Source organism: Streptomyces sp. NPDC007164 (assembly GCF_040634135.1).
GTDB lineage: Bacteria > Actinomycetota > Actinomycetes > Streptomycetales > Streptomycetaceae > Streptomyces > Streptomyces sanglieri.
This window is the reverse complement of record NZ_JBEYFB010000003.1, coordinates 54,534-72,576: the sequence shown is the minus strand read 5'-3', so window position 1 is coordinate 72,576 and position 18,043 is coordinate 54,534. Positions and strand designations below refer to the sequence as shown.

General features: G+C 70.9%; 15 protein-coding genes and 1 tRNA gene. 12 read left to right on the top strand and 4 right to left on the bottom strand.

Translation table 11 applies throughout. The annotated features are described in order from the left end of the window. The first annotated feature begins 293 nt into the window (after positions 1-293). Positions 294-971, top strand: coding sequence for a bifunctional DNA primase/polymerase (locus tag ABZ622_RS06945; RefSeq protein ID WP_360541146.1), 678 nt, complete (start codon positions 294-296; stop codon positions 969-971). Between the two features lie 869 nt (positions 972-1,840). On the opposite strand, the gene ABZ622_RS06940 is transcribed toward ABZ622_RS06945, so the two are convergent. From ABZ622_RS06940 to ABZ622_RS06930, 3 genes are all read right to left on the bottom strand, one after another. Further along, entirely contained in the window at positions 1,841-2,806 is a 966-nt protein-coding gene (locus tag ABZ622_RS06940; RefSeq protein WP_360541144.1) for a DUF5926 family protein, read from the bottom strand. A 148-nt stretch (positions 2,807-2,954) separates the two neighbouring features. Next, positions 2,955-3,605: an ATP-binding protein gene (locus tag ABZ622_RS06935; protein ID WP_360541142.1), complete on the bottom strand. Its 651-nt coding sequence runs from the start codon at positions 3,603-3,605 to the stop codon at positions 2,955-2,957. 53 nt (positions 3,606-3,658) lie between these two features. Then, positions 3,659-4,492 carry a glycerophosphodiester phosphodiesterase gene (locus ABZ622_RS06930; protein WP_360541140.1) on the bottom strand — a complete coding sequence of 278 codons (834 nt, stop codon included), beginning with the start codon at positions 4,490-4,492 and terminating at the stop codon, positions 3,659-3,661. A 254-nt stretch (positions 4,493-4,746) separates the two neighbouring features. Here ABZ622_RS06930 and ABZ622_RS06925 point away from each other — a divergent pair, with 254 nt between their 5' ends. The 3 genes from ABZ622_RS06925 to ABZ622_RS06915 all read left to right on the top strand — a co-directional run bounded on the left by ABZ622_RS06925 (position 4,747) and on the right by ABZ622_RS06915 (position 8,713). Then, on the top strand, positions 4,747-6,177 hold the full coding sequence (locus ABZ622_RS06925) for a trypsin-like peptidase domain-containing protein (RefSeq protein WP_360541138.1): 1,431 nt from the start codon (positions 4,747-4,749) through the stop codon (positions 6,175-6,177). Between the two features lie 133 nt (positions 6,178-6,310). Next, a tRNA-Ser gene (locus ABZ622_RS06920) sits at positions 6,311-6,397 on the top strand. Between the two features lie 723 nt (positions 6,398-7,120). Beyond that, positions 7,121-8,713, top strand: coding sequence for an ABC transporter substrate-binding protein (locus ABZ622_RS06915; protein WP_360541136.1), 1,593 nt, complete (start codon positions 7,121-7,123; stop codon positions 8,711-8,713). Between the two features lie 56 nt (positions 8,714-8,769). Here ABZ622_RS06915 and ABZ622_RS06910 read toward each other — a convergent pair whose 3' ends face one another. Next, complete coding sequence (locus tag ABZ622_RS06910) at positions 8,770-9,630, bottom strand: bifunctional DNA primase/polymerase (protein WP_360541134.1); 861 nt, start codon at positions 9,628-9,630, stop codon at positions 8,770-8,772. 325 nt (positions 9,631-9,955) lie between these two features. Between ABZ622_RS06910 and ABZ622_RS06905 the strand changes: the two genes are divergently transcribed. The 8 genes from ABZ622_RS06905 to ABZ622_RS06870 all read left to right on the top strand — a co-directional run bounded on the left by ABZ622_RS06905 (position 9,956) and on the right by ABZ622_RS06870 (position 18,014). Then, positions 9,956-10,267: a hypothetical protein gene (locus tag ABZ622_RS06905; protein ID WP_124719964.1), complete on the top strand. Its 312-nt coding sequence runs from the start codon at positions 9,956-9,958 to the stop codon at positions 10,265-10,267. 214 nt (positions 10,268-10,481) lie between these two features. Next, a complete protein-coding gene (locus tag ABZ622_RS06900; RefSeq protein ID WP_360541638.1) occupies positions 10,482-11,693 on the top strand; it encodes an acyl-CoA dehydrogenase family protein in 1,212 nt (403 codons plus the stop codon). Beyond that, positions 11,690-12,634 (top strand): OB-fold domain-containing protein, encoded by a 945-nt coding sequence (locus tag ABZ622_RS06895; protein ID WP_360541132.1) that lies wholly within the window; start codon positions 11,690-11,692, stop codon positions 12,632-12,634. Before ABZ622_RS06900 ends, ABZ622_RS06895 begins: the two co-directional genes overlap by 4 nt. 1 nt (position 12,635) lies before the next feature. Beyond that, on the top strand, positions 12,636-13,754 hold the full coding sequence (locus tag ABZ622_RS06890; protein WP_360541130.1) for an acyl-CoA dehydrogenase family protein: 1,119 nt from the start codon (positions 12,636-12,638) through the stop codon (positions 13,752-13,754). Between the two features lie 2 nt (positions 13,755-13,756). Continuing rightward, entirely contained in the window at positions 13,757-14,152 is a 396-nt protein-coding gene (locus ABZ622_RS06885) for a MaoC family dehydratase (protein WP_317867550.1), read from the top strand. Next, the gene (locus ABZ622_RS06880) at positions 14,149-15,315 is read left to right on the top strand and encodes a lipid-transfer protein (protein WP_360541128.1); all 1,167 of its coding nucleotides are present in this window, start codon (positions 14,149-14,151) and stop codon (positions 15,313-15,315) included. Before ABZ622_RS06885 ends, ABZ622_RS06880 begins: the two co-directional genes overlap by 4 nt. A 184-nt stretch (positions 15,316-15,499) precedes the next feature. Further along, complete coding sequence (locus ABZ622_RS06875; protein ID WP_360541126.1) at positions 15,500-16,198, top strand: SigE family RNA polymerase sigma factor; 699 nt, start codon at positions 15,500-15,502, stop codon at positions 16,196-16,198. 166 nt (positions 16,199-16,364) lie between these two features. Next, positions 16,365-18,014, top strand: a complete 1,650-nt coding sequence (locus ABZ622_RS06870; RefSeq protein ID WP_360541124.1) for a long-chain fatty acid--CoA ligase — start codon at positions 16,365-16,367, stop codon at positions 18,012-18,014. Positions 18,015-18,043 lie beyond the last annotated feature (29 nt).

The following is an 18,043-nucleotide window of genomic DNA, read 5'->3' as shown; positions in this document are numbered from 1 at the left end:
GCCCGGACGTCCTCTCCAGTGACGGCCACGCCCCCACCCCCGAGTGGCGGGGTTTGCACCTCGGTACGGCAGGCGCGATACGCGCGCCGCTCCTCGCCGCGCTTGTCCGGACCGATCCGTCCGGACCCGTATCGCACCTGCTCGACTCGGCTCGGCCCATGCTCGGTACCGACGTCCCACCCGTACCGCAGATTTGAAGAGCATGTACGCACAGTGAAGTGATGCATACGTACAGCAACTCACACGTGGTGTGATGTGGACCCTCGGCGTTCAACGGAAAGGAACGAGCGCTCATGCGCGAGATCCTCGGAAGGCGACGCAGGCTCCGGCTCCGGCGCAGGGGAAGGCCCGCCCAGCTCGACGCGGCCCTGACCTGCGCCATGGCATGGCGGTGGCCCGTGCTCCCCGGAGTGGGGCTGAAGGCGGCCGGCGGTCGCGGTGACCGTGGCCGCAGCTGCGCCTGTCCCGATCCCGAGTGCGCCGTGCCCGGCGCACACCCCTTCGACCCCGGTCTCCTCGCGGCGTCCACCGACGAGCGCATGGTGCGCTGGTGGTGGACCAACCGGCCCACCGCCCCGATCCTCCTGGCCACCGGCGGGCGTGCCCCGTGCGCGCTGAGCCTGCCGGCCGTGGCCGCCGCCCGGGCGCTGGTCGAGCTGGACCGGATGGGTGTGCGGCTCGGTCCCGTGGTGGCGACGCCGACGCGGTGGTCGCTGATGGTCGCCCCGTACAGCCTGGAACGGCTCGGTGAACTGCTGCACGCCCAGGACTGGGTGCCCAGCTCGCTTCGTTTCCACGGCGAGGGCGGTTATCTCGTCCTCCCGCCGTCCGAGGTGGGGGCGGGGCAGGTGCGCTGGGAGCGGGCCCCGGCGTCGGACGCGCCGTGGCTGCCGGACGTGGGGACGGTGCTGGACGCGCTGGTCGAGGCGAGCAGCGGCGCACCGGACGGTGGCAGCCGGCTCGCGTACTGACGGGGCGGAGCGCCGGGGCGCCAGGGGGCTGGAATGCCGGGCACTGGGATGTCTGGGTGCCCGGGTGTCTGGGTGCCGGAATGTGGGGTGCCGGGGTGCCGGGGTAAGTCGCGCCGAACCCGGTTTTCCGTCGGGATATCCGGCGGACCGTCAGATACTCATGCGAAGCCGACAGGCGAGGCCCGGGAATATCCGATGGCCGATTCCCGGTGGCGGATACGGTCCGGTCCATGCCACGCAATTGCAAAGTCCGCGGCGTCAGCCGTCGCAAAGTCCGGTGCCGGAAGGCTTTCTGATGGCCTTTCCGGAATGCCTCGAACCGGATTACTCGAATATTCATTCGAGCGTTTCTGGTGTGGCCGGAGGTGGCGATGGTATTGGTGGAGATCGTCCGTCTCCGGCGCCCGTCTCCGGCATCCGCCTTCAGTATCCGCCTCCAGTATCCGTTTCCGGTGCCCGGCATCTGTCCGAGACCGATCGGTCCCCGCGGGGACTCATCCCTGCCCGCTCCACCGGTCCGTACGTGGGCCGACCGTCGCCGGCAAGGCGGGGCGTGGGGTGCAGTGGTGTGGAGGTGGCCGCGGATGCGGGGGCGTGAACCGTCCTGCTCGATGAGCCGGGGCGTATCGACGAGGGGCTTCTGCGCGGGCTCGTGCGCCGCGGTGCGCGCTGTGCGCCGTACCCGGAAATGAGGATGCCCGATCGCTGGCGACGGGGGATGCACCAGCGACCGGGCTTCTAGAACGGTAACAAGAGATCTGCCGTTCGCAAATTCGATCTCGCGTATTCGGACAGGGATTTACCTGTCAGTACGGGGAGTTGTGACGCGAGTCACCTATCGAGCCGGCCGGGCCCGGGGCTCGTCACCGTCAGCTGAGAGTTACCTGACGGTTGGTGAGCCCACCGCGTGCCCGCCGCTCCTCCGCGGTGAGCGGTGCGTCCGAGGCGAGCACCTCGGCCAGCCGCTCGGCGAACTCCGCCGCGGGCTTTTCGCACTCCTCGGCCCCCATCGCGCTCGGCAGGTCCCAGACCGGGACCATCAGCCCGTGCGCCCGGAAGGAGCCGACCAGCCTGGTGCCCTCGCCCAGCGAGGAGGCGCTGGCGGCGTGCAGCCGGGCGAGCGCGTCGAGCAGCTGCTCCTCGGCGTGCGGCATGACCCAGCGGAGGTGGTTCTTCTCCGGGGTCTCGCACCAGTAGGCGGCGTCCACACCGGCGAGCCGCGTCGTCGGGATCGCCGCCTCGTTCGCACGCTCCAGGGAGGCGGACACCTCGGGCGTGGCGTTCTCCGCGTCCGGAACCCAGAACTCGAAGCCGGAGTGGACGGCGGGCTCGAACGCCGCATCCGGGTCGAGCACGTCCTGCAGTCGCGGACCGTCGGCCGGTACGCGCTGCGCGGCCACGGGCGAACCGGGCTCGGCGGCCAGCGCCCGCAGCAGGGTGTCCGCGAGGTCACGGCTGAGGTCGCCGGACGGGGTGTCGTTCTGCAGGGCCAGCAGCACCGAACCGTCGTCGCGGCGGAGCGCCGGCCAGGCCATCGGCAGGACGGTCGCGAGCGACACCGAGGGCACGCCCTCGGGCAGCCCGTCCTTCAGCGTCAGCGCCACCGTGGCGGCGGGCACCAGTTCGCGCAGCGCGACCCAGTCGCACTCGCCGGCCAGTCCCTCGAAGGGGCGGTGGACGAGCTCGGTCACGGCCTGGGCGGCGGCCCGGCCGTGACATGCCTTGTAGCGGCGGCCCGAACCGCACGGGCAGGGCTCGCGAGCCCCGACCACCGGGATCTCGCCGTCCTTGAGTTGCTGCTTCCCGGCCTTGGTCTGAGGGCGCTTCTTGGCCATGGTGGGCTTTCTCCCGATTGCGACAGTGCGGTCTGGGCCGCGAGCCTAGCCGTCCCTGTCGCGTCCGGGACACACGCGCCCGCGCGCCCATGCGTCCGCCGGTACCGGCATCGGCGCCGGAGCGAATGGCGGAGCGAGTGGCGCGACGTCAGCCCACGTCGTCGAAGGCGTCCGCGAATCCCAGCGCGTCGAGCCCCGAGACGGCGGGCCCCGAGAGACTCGGCGCCGAAATGCCCGGCCTGGGCGTACCCGGCCCCCCGGGCTGCTGCCCGTGTCCCTCATTGACCAGGACCCAGACGGTCACTTCACCGGACGAGCTGTCGCGTACGCCCCACTCGTCGGCCAGCGCGCTGATGATGTTGAGCCCCCGGCCGCCACGCGCCGTGACCGATGGAGTGGCCGGAATCGGACGGGTCGGACCGCCGCCGTCCGTAACCTCGACGGTCAGCCCGCCCGTCCTGTCGACGCGCCATGCGGCGCGGACGTCGCCGTCACCCACATCCGTGTGCCGGCCCAGTGGCCTGCCGTGCCGGCAGGCATTGCTGAGCAGTTCGGAAAGAATCAGTACTGCATCGTCGACGACCGAATCCGACACCCCGTGACTGCGCAACTGCGCGCGCATCCGGTGCCGCGCCTGGCCCACGCCCGCAGGGCCATGGGGTACGGCCATGCTCGACGACGTGGGCACTTCCTGTGCCACCACCAACGCCACCCCCGAGACCTCCTTTGCCCCACGCCACGGAGTGGATGCCCCCCTGGACTGGACCGGAAACCGGCCAATGGACTGCCAGTGACGCACTCGTAACGATCGAATACGGTTCGAATGCGCCGGTGCACTCCGTGTCACTGATGCTAAGAGCGTCCAAGTTGCGCCAGAACCTGCTTCGGGCGGTTCGTGATGATTGCCTCGATGCCGAGATCGACGCAGCGTTCGACGTCCTCCGGCTCGTTCACCGTCCAGACGTGCACGCGGTGCCCCGCGCGGTGCAGTCGCTCGATGTAGCCGGGGTGATTGCGTACGATCCGCATCCCCGGCCCGGCGATCCGCGCCCCGGCGGGCAGCCGCCCGTCGCGCAGCCGCGGCGAGAGGAACTGCATCAGATACACGGTGGGCAGCGTGGGGGCCGCGGCCTGGATGCGGTACAGCGAGCGCGCCGAGAAGCTCATGACGCGTACCGGCGACGGTTCGTCGGCCGGGGGCGCGTCGAGCTCGAAGTGCTTCAGCAGCTGCAGCAGCCGCTCCTCTACCTGGCCCGCCCAGCGGGTGGGGTGCTTGGTCTCGACGGCCAGCTGGAGCGGTCGCCCGGCGGCCCGGGTCTCGACGACGAGTTCGAGCAGCCGCTCCAGGGTCAGTACGGAGGTGAGTTCCCCCGGCACCGGATCCCAGTCCGGGGACTCCGACTCCTCGCGGTCCTTCCAGGAGCCGAAATCGAGGGCCGCGAGCTCGGCGAGCTCCAGGGCTGAGACGGCGCCGCGGCCGTTGGAGGTGCGGTTCACCCGGCGGTCGTGCACGCACACGAGGTGGCCGTCGGCGGTGAGCCGTACGTCGCACTCCAGGGCGTCGGCACCGTCCTCGATCGCCTTCCGGTACGCGGCGAGGGTGTGCTCGGGGGCGTCGTCGGACGCGCCCCGGTGCGCGATGACCTGGATGGGGTGGTCCGTGGGCTGCTGGCGTGCGTGGGTCACCGCGTCATCGTGTCACCGTCGGGCGACCGCTGTGCGCACGTGGCTCGGCGGAAGCGCGTACCCCGGGGTGCGGCCGGGGCGCACCCTGCGGTGCGTCTTGCACCGGGGGACCGTTTTGACCGATGTAAAGATTGGTGTGCGGATGCACAGGTCCTGCTTACAGTGGCCTGACGTGCCTTGGGAAAAGCTGTTACGGGACACGTATACAGCGGATCTCTTGCCGAAATTGATGTGGAACCGAGGAGTAAAGAGCTGTGAGCACAGAGAACGAGGGCAACGAGGGCACTGCGGCCGAGGCCGTCCCGTCCGCACCTCCAGTGCCGGCCGACGCTCCTCAGGGGGCGCCCGGGAGCCCGCCCGAGCCCGCCCCCGCCCCCGTGGCCGAACTGCCCGCCACGCCTCCCCACGCGCCCCACGCGCCTCCCCTCAACCCTCACGCACCGCAGTCGGCCGCCGAGGCCAACTGGCCTCCCCCGTCGCCGCCCGCCGTGCCCGCGTACGCCTCCCACGGTGCGGGCGCCGGCGGCCCGGTCTGGGGCGCGCCGCCCCAGCCGTACGCCCCCGAAGGCCCGCGCAGACGCGGCATGGGCGGCCTCGTGGCGGCGGTGGCGGCCGCGGCGCTGATCGCCGGCGGCATCGGCGGCGCCCTCGGCTACTGGGCGGCCGACCGCAACGGCTCCGGCTCGACCACGGTTTCGGCGTCGGCCAACCCGCAGGACCTCAAGCGCGACCCCGGTACGGTCGCGGGCGTGGCGTCCAGGGCGCTGCCCAGCGTGGTCACCATCGACGCGCAGGGCGGCGACGGCGAGGGCGGCACGGGCACCGGCTTCGTGTACGACAAGGAGGGCCACATCCTCACGAACAACCACGTGGTGGCCTCCGCGGCGGACAGCGGCCAGCTCACGGTGACGTTCTCCAACGGCAAGAAGTACGGTGCCGAGGTGGTCGGCCGGGCGAAGGGCTACGACGTCGCCGTGCTGAAGCTGAAGAACCCGCCGTCGGGGCTCGCCCCGCTGTCCCTCGGCAATTCGGACCAGGTCGCGGTCGGCGATTCCACGATCGCGATCGGCGCCCCGTTCGGCCTGTCCAACACGGTCACCACGGGCATCATCAGCGCGAAGAACCGCCCGGTCGCCTCCGGCGACGGCTCCAGCGGCAGCAACTCGTACATGAGCGCCCTGCAGACCGACGCCTCGATCAACCCGGGCAACTCCGGTGGCCCCTTGCTCGATGCGCGCGGCGCGGTCATCGGCATCAACTCCGCGATCCAGTCGACCGGCAGCAGCGTCGGTCAGACCCAGGCGGGCTCCATCGGCCTCGGCTTCGCGATCCCGATCAACCAGGCGACGAACGTCGCCCAGCAGCTGATCAAGACCGGCAAGCCGGTCTACCCGGTGATCGGCGCCACGGTCGCCATGGACGAGAAGACCGGCGGCGCGGTCATCCCCGACCAGGGGGTGGGCGGTACGACGGCCGTGTCGAAGGACGGCCCCGCGGACCGGGCCGGCCTCAAGCCGGGCGATGTCATCACCAAGTTCAACGACACCGCGATCGACAGCGGCCCGACCCTGATCGGCGAGATCTGGACCCACAAGCCCGGTGACCGGGTGACACTGACCTACACGCGCGACGGCAGGACGGCCACGGCCGAGGTCACCCTCGGGGAGCGCAGCGGCGACAGCTGACCAGCGGCGGCCCGGTGCCGCACCACTCTCCGGGACGGCGGTCCGTCGGCTGCCGGTACCTGCTGAGGCACGTACAGCCGGATTCAATGAGCCGGTACGCTGTAGGCGCTCCGTCGCAGGTGGCCGGAGCAGGGGTGGGTTGCCCGAGCGGCCTAAGGGAACGGTCTTGAAAACCGTCGTGGCAGCGATGTCACCGTGGGTTCAAATCCCACACCCACCGCAGTGGTTGAGAGCCTCCGACCAGCAGCATCGGTCGGAGGCTCTTCCCTTTCGGTCCGACCGCGGTGCGGTTGTCGGCCGGGCCCAGGCGACGTTCCTGGAGGCCCGTGCGGCGGCCTTCGCCGAGGGCTCGCCCGTCCCGGCCGCGGTTGAACGGTTCCACCTCGGGCCGGGACCGACTCGGGCCGGCGCCGACGAGACGTGCCCTGCAAGGCAATTGGGCCTCGGAGCCTCGGCAAAACGTGACCTACGGGCCTGAAACCGGCCACGGACGGTTCCGGACGGAGTACGGGAGATCGCGGGCCGCGGGGGCCGTGTGATGTTTATCCGCGGGATGTTCGCTGATCAGGGGTGTAGTCGCGGTGGCCGGGGCGGGCGATCGGGCGGCACGGGTGGATACCAGCCAATTACGTCCCCGGCACTGGCCGAGAGTGAAGATTTTTGTCGCATGATGTGCCACCACACGGCGCTGCGTACTACTAGATTGTCAAAGCACCACGGGACCGATCATGGTCTGCCCTTCATCGTTCATCAGCTGTCATTCGACAGCCGGTCACCACGTAGAACCCTGGTGAACACCATGTCCAGGCAGGCTTTCGGTCCGTTCCACCGCGCACGGCCGGGCTGACAGTGCTGGACGGTCGCGACGTTCGCAGTAGTTCTTGACCTGATCCGGTTGTCCGGAGATCCCCACGTCCCCGGCCGAGAGTATGAGGCACGTTCTGTGAAGGTTCGTACGAGGCGGTCGGCCACTCTGATCTCCGGGGGAGTGGCGGTGGTGCTGTTGCTGACGGGTTGTGGCTCCGAGGACCAGATCTGGCCATTCGACAGCAAGGACACGATGGTCGTCGGCATGTCCGACGGCATCCTGGCGACCGATCCGGCCGCGGGGTACGACCCCGGCTCCTGGCTGCTGTTCAACAACGTCTTCCAGTCGCTGCTGAGTTTCCCGCCCGGGGGTTCCATCCCGGTGCCAGAGGCCGCCGACGAGTGCGGCTTCTCGGACGGCAGCAGAACCTACACCTGCACGCTGCGCGACGGACTGAAGTTCAGCAACGGCAACAGCCTCACCTCGGCGGACGTCAAGTACTCCTTCGACCGGGCGATCAAGATCAACGACCCGGCGGGTCCCGCACCGCTGCTCTCCACGATCTCGTCGATCAGGACCCCGGACGACAAGACCGTCATATTCCGCCTCAAGGTGCCGGACGCGACATTCCCGAGCAAGATCGCATCGGGTGCCGGCTCCATCGTGGACCGCCGGGTCTATCCCAAGGACAGTCTGCTCGGAGGCGGCAGGGCGGTCGGTTCCGGCCCTTACAAGCTGGATTCCATAGACAAGTCGAAAGCCTCCTTCTCGGTCTATTCCGGCTATCACGGAACCGCCGAGGTGAAGAACTCCGGCGTGACGATGAAGCTCTTCCAGGGGAACCAGCAGGCGCTCAAGGCCGCTCTGGAGAAGGACGAGGTCGACATCGCGTATCGCGGCCTCACCGCCAAGACGATTGCCGAGCTCGATACCGCGCCCTCCGCGGACAAGGACGGCCTAGACGTCGTCCAGGGCAGCAGCGCGGAGGTCCAGCACATGGTCTTCAACGTCAAGGACCCGGTGGTCGGCAAGCTCGCCGTACGCAAGGCCATCGCCTATCTCGTGGACCGTTACGCCCTGGTCAGCAAGGTCTACCAGTCCACGGCGACACCGCTCTACTCGATCGTCCCGGTCGGCGTCACCGGACACGGCAACTCCTTCTTCAACACGTACGGCGACAGCCCGCAGCCGCAGAAGGCGAAGGACGTCCTGAGGGAATCCGGCATCACCGACAAGGTGAAGCTCACCCTCTGGTCCACGCCGAGCCGTTACGGACCGGCCACCGACGACGAACTGCAGGCCATCGCCGATCAGCTGAACAAGAGCGGGCTGTTCGAGGCCGGGATGAAGTCCGTTCCGTTCGACCAGTACGAAAAGGGCATCGCCGACGGAAAGTTCGGGATCTACGTCAAGGGCTGGGTGCCCGACTATCCCGACCCCGACAACTTCACCCAGCCGTTCTTCGGCGACGGGAATGTCCTGTCGAACAATTACGAGAACAGCGACATAACCAAGCGGATCATCCCGCAGACCTCGTCCATGACCGACCGCGCGAGCACCCGGTCGTCGTTCATCAAGCTCCAGGACATCGTGGCGCGTCAGCTGCCGCTCCTGCCGCTCTGGCAGGGGAAGCAGTACGCGGTCGCCAACGATAACGTCCGGGGTCTGCAGAACTGTCTGGACACGTCCACCGTCTTCCGGTTCTGGGAGCTCAGCACCGCCTCCTGATGCCGGAACGGGCGGGTCGACACCGAATCGGGCGGGTCACCACCGGAACAGGCGGGTCACCACCGGAACAGGCGGGCCGCGGACGCGATCGTGGCGCGGGCCTCGCGTTCGGTGAGGCCGGTGCGGACGGCGGCCCGGACGAGGGCGTCCGCCAGGGCGTCGCCGTATCCGTGTTCGTAGGCGCGGCAGGCCGCCCAGAAGAGCCGTGTGTTGCGCCGGCCCTCGCGTGACGCGAGGACGAAGCGGACCAGTCCCCGCCCCCGGTCCGGGTCCTCCGAGCTGTGCCGACGGCGCGCCGGGGGCGTGAGCAGGCGCAGCAGCGCGCGGGGGCAGGGCGCCGGGGGCAGCCCGGCGGTGCCCGGGGCGAGCCGGTACCGGCCGTGCGGAGTGACCGAGCCGGGGCCCACCAGGTAGCCGCCGGTGCCCCGGATGTCGATGCCGGGGGCGAGGCGGCCCGCGGAGTTCGGTACGGGGATGCCGGGCGGGCCGGTCAGCCAGAGGTGCCGTCCGCCGCTCGGGGTGAGGACCGTGACGGTCGGCGGGATCGTGAACAGATGGTGCAGGGCAAGCTGTCGCAGCGATACGGCGGAGTCGCCGCCGCCCGTGGGGCCGACGTCCAGGTCGATGCCGATGAGGTGGTGCGGCGGCCGGCCGCAGGCGATGCCGTAGCCGGTGGCCCAGGGGGCGGCGGCGAAGAGGGCCCGTACGGCCGCCGGGTCCGTGGTGGCGTCGTGGACGCCGTGTCCGGGAAGGCCGCACGCGCCCCGGCAGACCGGCCGGCGGTCGTCGTTCCGGTGCGGGGAGGGCAGCGCGGGGAGCTTGCGGGCGGTCAGCGGGATGACGGGGAGCCCGCGCTCGGCGGCGGAGAGTGCATGGGCGAGGGCCAGGGCGGCGGTCTGCCGGTCGGTGATGGCCATGACTCTATTTTCGTTCAGGCGTTCGAAAAGGGGAAGGGGGCATGGCTGCGGCGGGCCTGCCGCCGGAACGCTTTTTCCCTTGGGTGGTGCGGGGCCGGGTGTCCGTCGGCGGGCCGGTGGGGGTGCGAGCGGTGGTGAGCTGGGGCTTTTGGGGAGCACAAAGGTTTATCGGCGCTTCCTCACGCCTGCGGGGGAACCGGGCCGCATGGGTGGTTCGCCGGGGATCCGGTGGGCAACTCTGGTGTCGCGACGTCGTGACCAACACCGGGGCGGTCGGCCGGCTGCCTCGGAACAAGCCGTACTTCCGGTTCCTGGAGGAATTGACATGGCAAGCATCCGTACCGCTCGTGCCCTCGCCGCTGTTGCCGCCCTGCCCCTTGCCGCCGCGCTCTTCGGTGGTGTGGCCCAGGCCGACAGCGGTTCGTTCGCGAACGACGGATCGAACGCGGCCGTCGCGACGGTTGTCGGCAGCGGTGTCGGCGGCAACAACTCCGGCAACTCTTCCACGTCCCAGCAGCAGGCCGTAGGCGCCGGGGCGTCGAACCAGAGCAACTCCGCGCAGGTGAACGGCTCCGGATTCACCGTGGTCGACCAGGACAACGACAACGTCGCGGTGAACTTCACCAACCTCTGGTGAGCCGTGGCCGGTCATGGGCCGGTCGGGGGGTCGGGCCAGGGTCGGCAGGACATGCAGCGGTCCGGTGAGGGTGCTCCGGCACCTTCGCGCGGGCCGTTCCGCGTTGTGCGGCGAAGGCCCGCGAAGGGCGTCGCCGACCTTGACAGCGGACACAGATCTGACGGACAGTCAGAAACCCTGATCCGTGAGCCCCGTGTCCGGGAGGCAGCCCGCCGTGCACCTCGCCCAGACGGAACGCCAGCAGCAGCTGCGCGCCGAACTCCGCACGTACTTCCGCGAGGTGATGCCCGGCAGGGACGCCGGTGCCGCCCCGGGGGCCGAGGATCCGGACGGGCAGCGGCGGGTGCTGCGCAGGATCGGCGCGGACGGGATGCTCGGACTGGGCTGGCCCGTCGAGTACGGCGGCCAGGGGCGCGGCGCCGACGAGCAGTTCGTCTTCTTCGACGAGGCGTACCGGGCGGGGGCGCCCGTCTCGATGGTCACCCTCAACACCGTCGGCCCGACGCTGATGAAGTACGGGACCGATGAGCAGAAGGCGTACTTCCTGCCCAGGATCCTCAGCGGCGAGCTCGTCTTCGCCATCGGCTACAGCGAGCCCGAGGCCGGTACGGACCTCGCCGCGATGCGTACCAGAGCGGTGCGGGACCGCGGCGACACCGCCCGCCCGAACGGTACCGGGGACGGCGGCCACTGGGTGATCGACGGGCAGAAGATCTTCACCAGCAACGCCCAGAACGCGGACTGGATCTGGCTCGCCTGCCGTACGGATCCCGACGCGCCCAAGCACCGGGGCATCTCGATCATCCTCGTCCCGACCGACTCCCCCGGCTTCTCCTGGACGCCGATCGAGACGGTGGGCGGGCTCACCACGACGGCCACCTACTACGACGGGATACGGGTGCCGGCCGCCAATCTGGTGGGTCCGGAGAACGGCGGCTGGGGGCTCATCACCAATCAGCTGAACCATGAACGGGTGGCTCTCGCCGCGATCGGGATGCAGGCCGAGGACTTCTACGGGGCGGCCCTCGCCCACGCCCGTACCCCCGACCCGGTGACGGGCGGGCGTCCGGCCGACGAGCCGTGGGTGCGCGGCCGGCTGGCCGAGGCGTACGCCCGGCTCGCGGCGACGCGCCTGCTCAACTGGCGTCTGGTGGGGGAGGTCGGGGCGGGTTCGCCGGCCCCGGGCGAGGCGAGCGGCGTGAAGTTCGCGGGGACCGAGAGCGCCGTCGAGGTCTACCGGATGTGCCAGGAGATCACCGGCGAGGCGGGCATGGTGCGGGGCGGTTCGCCCGGCGCCTTCGGGGACGGGGAGCTGGAGCGGATGAACCGGGCGGCGCAGATCAACACCTTCGGGGGAGGGGTGAGCGAGGTGCAGCGGGAGATCGTCGCGACGATGCGGCTCGGCATGAAGCGGGGCCGGCGGTGACGGCCGGGGCGGGGGTGCCCGAGGGGCCGGACGAGCTGTACGGGCGGCTCAAGGAGTTCGAGGGGCGGGCGGCCGCGACCGCGGGCACCGGCAAGGACCCGGTCAACGAGCCGATGATCAGGCACTGGTGCGAGGCGATGGGGGACGGCAGTCCCGCGTACCGCGGTCCGGACGCGATCGCTCCGCCGACGATGCTCCAGGCGTGGACGATGGGCGGGCTGTCGGGGCACACCGACCGCTCCGCGGCGTACGAGGAACTCTTCGGCCTGCTCGACGGCGCGGGTTACACCTCGGTGGTCGCGACCGACTGCGAGCAGGAGTACCTGCGGCCGCTGCGGCCCGGGGACCGGATCACCTTCGACGCGGTCATCGAATCGGTCTCGGAGCGCAAGACCACCAAGCTCGGGACGGGCTATTTCGTCACCACGCGCATGGACGTCGGGGCGAACGGCGAACCCGCCGGGACGCACCGCTTCCGGATCCTCAAGTACACCCCGGCGGCGAAGCGGGCGGCGCGCGGCGGCCGGAACCTGCGCCCGAGGCCGGTGATCAACCGGGACAACGCCGGGTTCTGGCAGGGCGTCGCCGGGCACCGGCTGCTGATCCAGCGGTGTACCGGGTGCGGCACGCCGCGCTTCCCCTGGCTGCCCGGCTGCAACGTGTGCGGCTGCCAGGAGTGGGACACCGTCGAGGCGAGCGGCGAGGGCACCGTCTTCAGCCATGTGGTGATGCACCACCCGCCCTTCCCCGCCTTCGCCGCCGACGGGGCGGGCGGACCGTACGCGGTGGCGCTGATCGAGCTGGTCGAGGGGGTGCGGATGGTCGCCAATGTCATCGGTGTGCCGTACGACAAGGTGCGGCCGGGAATGCCGGTGCGGCTGGAATTCCTGCGTACGGACCCCGAGTTGGAGCTTCCGGTCTTCCGGGGAGGCGAGGGCTGAGATGGATTTCGCACCCACCGAGGAGCAGAGCGCGGCGCAGGGGCTCGCGGCGCGGATCTTCGGCGATCTGTCGACGCCCGAGCGTCTGGCCGCGGCCGGCACGGGGACGGACGCCGAGCTGTGGAAGGAGCTCTGCGCGGCCGGGCTGACCGCGGCCGTCGAGGAGACCGGGCTGCTCGGCCTGGTGCTCCTGCTGGAGGAGCAGGGCCGCACGACGGCCCAGGTGCCGTTGGCGGCCAGCTGTGTGTACGGGCTGCTGGCCGTCGCCCGGCACGGCACGGACGAACAGCGGGAACGGCTGCTGCCCGCGCTGAGGGACGGCACGGCCGTCGCCACCGGGGCCTTTCCGTCGCGAGGCGGCATATGGACGGACACCGAGGGCGCGGATACCGACGGCGTGGACGGCGACGGCGCAGATACCGACGGCGTGGATGGCAGCGGCGTGGATGGCGACGGCGGTGGGGGGCGGCTGAGCGGCAGTGTGCCGTACGTGCCGTGGCTGCGGGACGCCGGCCTCGTCCTCGTCCCGGACCGGGCGGCGCGGCTGTGGATCGTACGGACCGGTGATCCCGGTGTGCTGACCGAGCCGGTGGAGACCACGGCGCCCTGGTCGGCGGCGCGGCTCGTCCTGGACGGGGCGGCCGGGGAGCGGCTCGGCGGCGCCGGGGCGTACGGGGCGGTGCTGGCCGCGGCCCGGACGGCGTTCGCGGGACTGCAGGCCGGGGTGTGCGCCGGTTCACTGGCCCGCGCCGTCGCGCACGTGAACACCCGGGAGCAGTTCGGGCGCCCGCTCTCCACCAAGCAGGGGGTGCTGCTGCGCGCCGCCGATGCCCACATGGACACCGAGGCGATCCGGGTCACCGCGTACGAGGCGGCCTGGCGTTACGACACGGGACTGCCGTACGGACCGCAGGCACTGACCGCGGCCTGGTGGGCCTCGGAGGCCGGCAAGCGGGTGGTGCACGCCGGACAGCATCTGCACGGCGGCACGGGCGCGGACCTCGACCACCCGGTGCACCGCCACTTCCTCTGGGGGCGGCAGCTCGACGCCTATCTGGGCTGCGGCGGCGAAGTGCTTCAGGAACTCGGCGATTCGCTGGTGAAGGAGGGCACGGAGTGAAGGTGAAGGCCGGTGACGAACTCGCGCCGCTGGAGATCGCGGTGACCCGCACCCTGATCGTGGCGGGCGCGATCGCCTCCCGCGACTACCAGGACGTGCACCACGACGCGGAGCTGGCCCGGGAGAAGGGATCCCCGGACATCTTCATGAACATCCTGACGACCAACGGCCTGGTCGGCAGGTACGTCACCGACCGGCTCGGCCCCTCGGCCGTGCTCCGCCGGGTCGCCATCAGGCTGGGCGCGCCCAACTACCCCGGGGACACCATGGTGCTGAGCGGCACGGTCACCGCCGTCGCGGACGACGGGACCGCCGAGGTGGCCGTCGTCGGCTCCAACGGCCTCGGCCGGCACGTCACCGGCACGGTGACCGTCGGCGTACCGCAGGGGGCGGCATGAGTGTGCGCAGGGCCGATTCGCTCGGCGGCAGGGCGGCGGTCGTGGGGATCGGCGCGACGGAGTTCTCCAAGGACTCCGGGCGCAGCGAGCTGAAGCTGGCCGTCGAGGCGGTGCGGGCCGCCCTCGACGACGCCGGGCTGACCCCCGCCGACGTGGACGGGCTCGTCACCTTCACCATGGACACCAGCCCGGAGATCACCGTCGCCCAGGCGGCCGGGATCGGTGAGCTGTCGTTCTTCTCCCGCATCCATTACGGCGGCGGGGCGGCCTGCGCCACCGTCCAGCAGGCGGCGATGGCCGTGGCGAGCGGGGTGGCCGACGTGGTGGTCTGCTACCGCGCGTTCAACGAGCGCTCGGGGCGCAGATTCGGCTCCGGCGTGCAGCAGCGCGAGCCCACCGCGGAAGGTACGGCGCTCGGCTGGAACCTGCCCTTCGGGCTGCTCACCCCGGCCTCCTGGGTCGCCATGGCCGCCCAGCGCTATCTGCACACCTACGGGCTGACGCCGGACGTCTTCGGCCATGTCGCGGTGACCGACCGCCGCCACGCCGCCCGGAACCCGGCGGCGTACTTCTACGGGAAGCCGGTCACCCTGGCCGACCACGCCGCGTCGCGGTGGATCGTCGAACCGCTGCGGCTGCTCGACTGCTGCCAGGAGACCGACGGCGGACAGGCGATCGTCGTCACCAGCGCCGAACGGGCCCGGGACCTGCGGCGGCCGCCCGCCGTGATCGTGGCGGCCGCGCAGGGGGCCGGCCGGGCGCAGGAGCAGATGACGAGCTTCTACCGCGACGACCTGACCGGCCTGCCGGAGACGGGAGTGGTCGCCCGGCAGCTCTGGCGCAGCTCCGGCCTGACCCCCTCCGACATCGACGTGGGGATCCTCTACGACCACTTCACCCCCTTCGTCCTGATGCAGCTGGAGGAGTTCGGCTTCTGCGCGCCGGGGGAGGCGGCCGGGTTCGTCGCTGCGGACGCGCTGCCGCTGAACACGCACGGGGGCCAGCTGGGGGAGGCGTATCTGCACGGCATGAACGGCATCGCGGAGGCGGTCCGGCAGATCCGCGGCACATCGGTGAACCAGGTGTCCGGGGCGGCCCGGACCCTGGTCACGGCGGGCACCGGCGTGCCCACCTCGGGGCTGATCCTCGGCACGGACGACTGAGCGCGCCCGGCCCCGGGGCGGTGTCCGCGACGGGGCGCGGCATCAGGGGGCGCCCCTGAGCCCTGGAGACTACGACTCCACCTACAGGAGGTGGAGCAGGCCCTACCCCTACACCCTGAGGCGGACGCGCTTTCGGGACCTGGGGCCGATCCCCCGGAGCGGTGCCCGCTTCTAGCGTGGAGCTATGACCACGCCAGTCTGCACGGGCAGCTCCGGGGGAGCCGCCGCCACCGGACACGCGCCGCACACGCCGTACCCGGTACACACGTCGCACACCTCGTACTCCTCGCACACCACCGGGCTCGGCTCACACGGCCTGCAGGCACCGCGGGCCGCACGCGCCGCGTACGCCTCGCGGACGCCGCACGCCCCGTACGCTCCGCACACCCCCTACCCATCGTTCTCCTCGTTCGTCCGCGCGAGGGGCCCCGTGCTGCTTCGGGCCGCGCGCTCGCTCACCGCCAATCCGAGCGATGCCGAGGACCTGCTGCAGACCGCGCTCACCAAGACGTACGTCGCCTGGGAGCGGATCGAGGACCACCGGGCGCTCGACGGCTATGTCCGCCGGGCCCTGCTGAACACCCGGACCTCGCAGTGGCGCAAACGCAAGGTCGACGAGTTCGCCTGCGACGAGCTGCCCGAGCAGGAGGCCGCTCCGGCCCCCGACCCGGCCGAGCAGCAGACGCTGCACGACGCCATGTGGCGAGCGGTGCTGAAGCTGCCGGACCGGCAGCGGGCGATGGTGGTCCTGCGCTACTACGAGGACCTGAGCGAGGCCCAGACGGCCGAGGTGCTCGGGGTATCCGTCGGCACCGTGAAGAGCGCGGTCTCGCGGGCGCTCGGCAAGCTCAGGGAGGACCCGGAGCTGGCTCCGGTGCGGTGACCCCGGGCGGTGGCAGCGCACCCGCCGGGCCTGTGCAGCGCATCGGCCGGGCCTGATTTTGCCGGACGACACCGATTCGTACTCCCGGAAGTAGTGACATACCGAACGGTATGTGAGCAGAATCAGGCCAACCTTACTGCCGCGTAGCGCCCACCGGGAGGACGCCGTGCTGAGCACCATGCAGGACGTACCGCTGACTGTCACCCGCATCCTCAACCATGGGATGACCATTCACGGGAAGTCGCAGGTCACGACCTGGACCGGTGAGCCCGAGCCGCAGCGGCGCAGCTTCGCCGAGGTCGGCCGGCGCGCGACGCGGCTCGCGAACGCGCTGCGCGACGAACTCGGTGTGGTCGCCGACCAGCGGGTGGGCACCCTCATGTGGAACAACGCCGAGCACGTCGAGGCGTATCTCGCGATCCCCTCGATGGGCGCGGTGCTCCACACGCTCAACCTCCGGCTCCCGGCCGAGCAGCTGGTCTGGATCGTCGCTCACGCCGACGACAAGGTCCTCATCGTCAACGGCTCACTGCTGCCGATGCTCGCACCGCTCCTCCCCCGGCTGACGTCGGTCGAGCACGTGATCGTCACCGGTCCGGGCGACCTTTCGCTCCTCGACGGGGCGGCGCCCCGGGTGCACGAGTACGAGGACCTGATCGCCGGCCGCCCCACCCACTACGACTGGCCCGAGCTGGACGAACGCCAGGCCGCCGTCATGTGCTACACCTCCGGCACCACCGGCGAACCCAAGGGCGTCGTCTACTCCCACCGCTCCATCTACCTGCACTCCATGCAGGTCAACATGGCCGAATCGATGTCCCTGACCGACAACGACACCACGCTGGTGGTCGTCCCCCAGTTCCATGTGAACGCCTGGGGGCTGCCGCACGCGGCGTTCATGTCCGGCGTCAGCATGCTCATGCCGGACCGGTTCCTGCAGCCCGCCCCGCTCGCCGAGATGATCGAGCGCGAGCGGCCGACCCACGCCGCCGCCGTTCCCACCATCTGGCAGGCGCTGCTCGCCGAGGTCACCACCAACCCGCGCGACGTCAGCTCCATGGCCCGCGTCATCATCGGCGGCGCCGCCTGCCCGCCCTCCCTCATGGCGGCGTACGACAAGCTCGGCGTCCGCCTCTGCCACGCCTGGGGCATGACGGAGACTTCGCCGCTCGGCACCATCGCCCAGCCGCCCGCCGGACTGACCGAGGAGGAGGGCCGGCCCTACCGCGTCACCCAGGGCCGCTTCTCGGCGGGCGTGGAGGCACGGCTGGTCGGACCCGGCGGTGAGCACCTGCCGTGGGACAACGAGTCGGCCGGTGAGCTGGAGGTGCGCGGCCCCTGGATCGCCGGGTCCTACTACGGAGGCAGGGACGGCGAGACCCTGCGCCCCGAGGACAAGTTCAGCGAGGATGGCTGGCTGAAGACCGGTGACGTCGGTGTGATCAGCGAGGACGGCTTCCTCACGCTCACCGACCGGGCCAAGGACGTCATCAAGTCCGGCGGCGAATGGATCTCCAGCGTTTCACTGGAGAACGTATTGATGGCGCACCCCGATGTGGCCGAGGCGGCCGTCGTCGCGGTCCCGGACGAGAAGTGGGGCGAGCGCCCGCTGGCGACCGTGGTCCTCAAGGACGGCGCGAGCGCCGACTACGTGGCGCTGAAGGACTTCCTCGCCACGTCCGGGATCGCCAAGTGGCAGCTGCCGGAGCGCTGGACGGTCATCGCGGCCGTGCCGAAGACCAGCGTCGGCAAGTTCGACAAGAAGGTGATCCGCAGGCAGTACGCGGAGGGCGAGCTGGATATCACCCAGCTCTGAGCCGGCGGCCGCGGACACGACGAGGGCGG

Coding starts and splice junctions, on each gene's coding strand:
- ABZ622_RS06910 (WP_360541134.1), bottom strand. CDS start 9,630: ATGGCCATCACCGACCGGCAGACCGCCGCCCTGGCCCTCGCCCATGCA.
- ABZ622_RS06880 (WP_360541128.1), top strand. CDS start 14,149: ATGAGTGTGCGCAGGGCCGATTCGCTCGGCGGCAGGGCGGCGGTCGTG.
- ABZ622_RS06875 (WP_360541126.1), top strand. CDS start 15,500: ATGACCACGCCAGTCTGCACGGGCAGCTCCGGGGGAGCCGCCGCCACC.
- ABZ622_RS06945 (WP_360541146.1), top strand. CDS start 294: ATGCGCGAGATCCTCGGAAGGCGACGCAGGCTCCGGCTCCGGCGCAGG.
- ABZ622_RS06940 (WP_360541144.1), bottom strand. CDS start 2,806: ATGGCCAAGAAGCGCCCTCAGACCAAGGCCGGGAAGCAGCAACTCAAG.
- ABZ622_RS06890 (WP_360541130.1), top strand. CDS start 12,636: ATGGATTTCGCACCCACCGAGGAGCAGAGCGCGGCGCAGGGGCTCGCG.
- ABZ622_RS06905 (WP_124719964.1), top strand. CDS start 9,956: ATGGCAAGCATCCGTACCGCTCGTGCCCTCGCCGCTGTTGCCGCCCTG.